Source organism: Dactylosporangium sp. NPDC000244 (assembly GCF_040300725.1).
GTDB lineage: Bacteria > Actinomycetota > Actinomycetes > Mycobacteriales > Micromonosporaceae > Dactylosporangium.
Genome location: NZ_JBEPEH010000102.1, coordinates 1 through 5,143, shown reverse-complemented (window position 1 = coordinate 5,143; position 5,143 = coordinate 1). Strand labels below are relative to the sequence as shown.

The 5,143-nt window shown below is 58.0% G+C and carries 2 rRNA genes; both read left to right on the top strand.

Going from position 1 to position 5,143, the window contains the following annotated elements:
• The first annotated feature begins 167 nt into the window (after window positions 1-167).
• Window positions 168-1,682 (top strand): 16S ribosomal RNA (locus tag ABT369_RS57615).
• 351 nt (window positions 1,683-2,033) lie between these two features.
• Window positions 2,034-5,141 (top strand): 23S ribosomal RNA (locus tag ABT369_RS57610).
• Together the 16S and 23S rRNA genes form the textbook arrangement of a ribosomal RNA operon.
• The last annotated feature ends 2 nt before the right edge of the window (window positions 5,142-5,143 follow it).

Below are 5,143 nucleotides of genomic sequence, written 5' to 3'. Positions count from 1 at the left end.
CGGTGTGTGTTGGTTGTTTGAGAACTCAACAGGGTGCTTGTTAAGCCAGTGCCAAATGATTATTACCCCGTGGCATGGGCGCGCTTCTTCGGGAGTGTGTTGCGTGTCTGGGATTCCTTTGGTGACAACATGTTTGTTGCCGGGTGATTGATTCACCAACGTAGATTTTGTTGGAGAGTTTGATCCTGGCTCAGGACGAACGCTGGCGGCGTGCTTAACACATGCAAGTCGAGCGGAAAGGCCCTTCGGGGTACTCGAGCGGCGAACGGGTGAGTAACACGTGAGTAACCTGCCCTAGGCTTTGGGATAACCCTCGGAAACGGGGGCTAATACCGAATATTCATGCTTCACGGCATCGTGGGGTGTGGAAAGTTTTTCGGCCTGGGATGGGCTCGCGGCCTATCAGCTTGTTGGTGGGGTGATGGCCTACCAAGGCGACGACGGGTAGCCGGCCTGAGAGGGCGACCGGCCACACTGGGACTGAGACACGGCCCAGACTCCTACGGGAGGCAGCAGTGGGGAATATTGCACAATGGGCGGAAGCCTGATGCAGCGACGCCGCGTGAGGGATGAAGGCCTTCGGGTTGTAAACCTCTTTCGACAGGGACGAAGCGCAAGTGACGGTACCTGGAGAAGAAGCGCCGGCCAACTACGTGCCAGCAGCCGCGGTAAGACGTAGGGCGCGAGCGTTGTCCGGATTTATTGGGCGTAAAGAGCTCGTAGGCGGCTTGTTGCGTCAGCTGTGAAAACCCGCAGCTCAACTGTGGGCTTGCAGCTGATACGGGCAGGCTTGAGTTCGGTAGGGGAGACTGGAATTCCTGGTGTAGCGGTGAAATGCGCAGATATCAGGAGGAACACCGGTGGCGAAGGCGGGTCTCTGGGCCGATACTGACGCTGAGGAGCGAAAGCGTGGGGAGCGAACAGGATTAGATACCCTGGTAGTCCACGCTGTAAACGTTGGGCGCTAGGTGTGGGGGGCCTCTCCGGTTCTCTGTGCCGCAGCTAACGCATTAAGCGCCCCGCCTGGGGAGTACGGCCGCAAGGCTAAAACTCAAAGGAATTGACGGGGGCCCGCACAAGCGGCGGAGCATGCGGATTAATTCGATGCAACGCGAAGAACCTTACCTGGGTTTGACATGTACGGTAATCCGGCAGAGATGTCGGGTCCTTCGGGGCCGTTCACAGGTGGTGCATGGCTGTCGTCAGCTCGTGTCGTGAGATGTTGGGTTAAGTCCCGCAACGAGCGCAACCCTTGTTCGATGTTGCCAGCGGTTCGGCCGGGGACTCATCGAAGACTGCCGGGGTCAACTCGGAGGAAGGTGGGGATGACGTCAAGTCATCATGCCCCTTATGTCCAGGGCTTCACGCATGCTACAATGGCCGGTACAAAGGGCTGCGATACCGTGAGGTGGAGCGAATCCCAAAAAGCCGGTCTCAGTTCGGATCGGGGTCTGCAACTCGACCCCGTGAAGTCGGAGTCGCTAGTAATCGCAGATCAGCAACGCTGCGGTGAATACGTTCCCGGGCCTTGTACACACCGCCCGTCACGTCACGAAAGTCGGCAACACCCGAAGCCGGTGGCCCAACCCTTGTGGAGGGAGCCGTCGAAGGTGGGGCTGGCGATTGGGACGAAGTCGTAACAAGGTAGCCGTACCGGAAGGTGCGGCTGGATCACCTCCTTTCTAAGGAGCACCTTCAGTCGAAAGACTGTGAGGAGCCCGCATCAGCCGAGTGTGCTGGTGGGGTGCTCAATGGCGGAGACACTGGCGAAGGTCCTGCGGACAACGGTCCCGGAATCGAGTACTGCTAGCTGCAAGGCTGGCGTGGAAACAGTTCTGGGGTGCGGTTCGTGTGGGTCGTATAGGCACCCTGTTGGGTCCTGAAACAACCAGCGATGGTGTGTTTCGGACGTGAATCTGCGCCGGCGTGCAAAACCAGGCAGGGTTGCTGTCAAGGTTGCCGCTGACAAGACGGTGCGGGTTTGGTGTTGGTTGAGAATTGCACAGTGGATGCGAGCATCTTTATTGCTTTGTGGTCAAGTTGCTGAGGGCGTACGGTGGATGCCTTGGCACCAGGAGCCGATGAAGGACGTGGGAGGCCGCGATAGGCCTGGGGGAGCTGTCAACCGAGCTGTGATCCCAGGGTGTCCGAATGGGGGAACCCGGCACCAGTCATGTGGTGTCACTCCTGCCTGAACACATAGGGCAGGTAGAGGGAACGCGGGGAAGTGAAACATCTCAGTACCCGCAGGAAGAGAAAACAATAGTGATTCCGTGAGTAGTGGCGAGCGAAAGCGGATGAGGCTAAACCAGGCATGTGTGATACCCGGCAGGGGTTGCATGTTTGGGGTTGTGGGGCATGTCTGCACCGGTCTGCCGGCTGGTGGCACAGTCAGAAAGCCGTGGGTTAGTCGAAGTCCGCTGGAAAGCGGCACCGTAGACGGTGAGAGTCCGGTAGGCGAAAATTCGACGGTCTGTGTTGGCGTGTTCCCGAGTAGCGGCGGACTCCTGTAATCTGCCGTGAATCTGCCAGGACCACCTGGTAAGCCTAAATACTCCCTGGTGACCGATAGCGGACGAGTACCGTGAGGGAAAGGTGAAAAGTACCCCGGGAGGGGAGTGAAATAGTACCTGAAACCGTGCGCCTACAATCCGTCGGAGCGTCCTGGCTTAGGCTGGGGGTGACGGCGTGCCTTTTGAAGAATGAGCCTGCGAGTTAGTGATACGTGGCGAGGTTAACCCGTGTGGGGGAGCCGTAGCGAAAGCGAGTCTGAATAGGGCGTTCAGTCGCGTGTCCTAGACCCGAAGCGGAGTGATCTAGCCATGGGCAGGCTGAAGCGCGGGTAAGACCGCGTGGAGGGCCGAACCCACCAACGTTGAAAAGTTGGGGGATGATCTGTGGTTAGGGGTGAAAGGCCAATCAAACTCCGTGATAGCTGGTTCTCCCCGAAATGCATTTAGGTGCAGCGTCACGTGTTTCTTGCCGGAGGTAGAGCACTGGATGGCCTAGGGGGCCCACAAGCTTACTGAAGTCAACTAAACTCCGAATGCCGGTAAGTGAGAGCGTGGCAGTGAGACTGCGGGGGATAAGCTTCGTAGTCGAGAGGGAAACAGCCCAGATCACCAGCTAAGGCCCCTAAGCGTGTGCTAAGTGGTAAAGGATGTGGGGTCGCATAGACAACCAGGAGGTTGGCTTAGAAGCAGCCACCCTTGAAAGAGTGCGTAATAGCTCACTGGTCAAGTGGTTCCGCGCCGACAATGTAGCGGGGCTCAAGCACACCGCCGAAGCTGTGGCATTCACACGTGTACCAGGCCTTTGTGGTCCAGGTGTGTGGATGGGTAGGGGAGCGTCGTGTCACCGGTGAAGCGGCGGAGTGATCCAGCCGTGGAGGTGACGCGAGTGAGAATGCAGGCATGAGTAGCGAAAGCAGGGTGAGAAACCCTGCCGCCGGATGACCAAGGGTTCCAGGGCCAGGCTAATCCGCCCTGGGTGAGTCGGGGCCTAAGGCGAGGCCGAGAGGCGTAGTCGATGGACAACGGGTTGATATTCCCGTACCCGCGTAGAAGCGTCCATGCTGAACCTGCTTGTACTAACGTCACAATGGTCTGAACCTTTCGGGGGGATGGCCGGCGTTTCGGAACTCGGGTGGTAGTAGGCAAGCGATGGGGTGACGCAGGAGGGTAGCTGGACCCGGCCGGTGGTTGTGCCGGGGCAAGCGTGTAGCCCGTGCTGTAGGCAAATCCGCAGCACATGTGGGTGAGACGTGAAGCGGAGCCGTTTCAGGCGAAGTCAGTGATCCCATGCTGCCGAGAAAAGCCTCTAGCGAGTTTCGAGCGGCCCGTACCCCAAACCGACACAGGTGGTCAGGTAGAGAATACCGAGGCGATCGGGCGAACTGTGGTTAAGGAACTCGGCAAATTGCCCCCGTAACTTCGGGAGAAGGGGGGCCACCGATGGTGAGACCACATGCTGGTGGAGCGGTTGGTGGCCGCAGAGACCAGGGGGAAGCGACTGTTTACTAAAAACACAGGTCCATGCTAAGTCGTAAGACGACGTATATGGACTGACGCCTGCCCGGTGCTGGAACGTTAAGGGGACCTGTTAGTCCTTCGGGGCGAAGCGGAGAACTTAAGCGCCAGTAAACGGCGGTGGTAACTATAACCATCCTAAGGTAGCGAAATTCCTTGTCGGGTAAGTTCCGACCTGCACGAATGGCGTAACGACTTCCCCACTGTCTCAACCACAGGCCCGGCGAAATTGCACTACGAGTAAAGATGCTCGTTACGCGCGGCAGGACGGAAAGACCCCGGGACCTTCACTATAGCTTGACATTGGTACTCGAATTCGATTGTGTAGGATAGGTGGGAGCCGGTGAAACCCTCACGCCAGTGTGGGTGGAGGCAAGCTTGAAATACCACTCTGTTGGATTTGGGTATCTAACCTTGGACCGTGAGCCGGTTCAGGGACAGTGTCTGGTGGGTAGTTTAACTGGGGCGGTTGCCTCCTAAAATGTAACGGAGGCGCCCAAAGGTTCCCTCAGCCTGGTTGGCAATCAGGTGTTGAGTGCAAGTGCACAAGGGGGCTTGACTGCGAGACTGACAGGTCGAGCAGGGACGAAAGTCGGGACTAGTGACCCGGCACTGGCAGGTGGAAGCGGTGTCGCTCAACGGATAAAAGGTACCCCGGGGATAACAGGCTGATCTTCCCCAAGAGTCCATATCGACGGGATGGTTTGGCACCTCGATGTCGGCTCGTCGCATCCTGGGGCTGGAGTAGGTCCCAAGGGTTGGGCTGTTCGCCCATTAAAGCGGTACGCGAGCTGGGTTTAGAACGTCGTGAGACAGTTCGGTCCCTATCCGCCGCGCGCGTAGGATACTTGAGAAGGGCTGTCCCTAGTACGAGAGGACCGGGACGGACGAACCTCTGGTGTGCCAGTTGTTCTGCCAAGAGCACGGCTGGTTAGCTACGTTCGGAAGGGATAACCGCTGAAAGCATCTAAGCGGGAAGCTCGCTTCGAGATGAGGTATCCCACCCCTTGAGGGTTAAGGCCCCCAGCGAGACCACTGGGTTGATAGGCCGGAAGTGGAAGCCTGGTAACAGGTTTGAGCTGACCGGTACTAATAGGCCGAGGACTTGACCTACA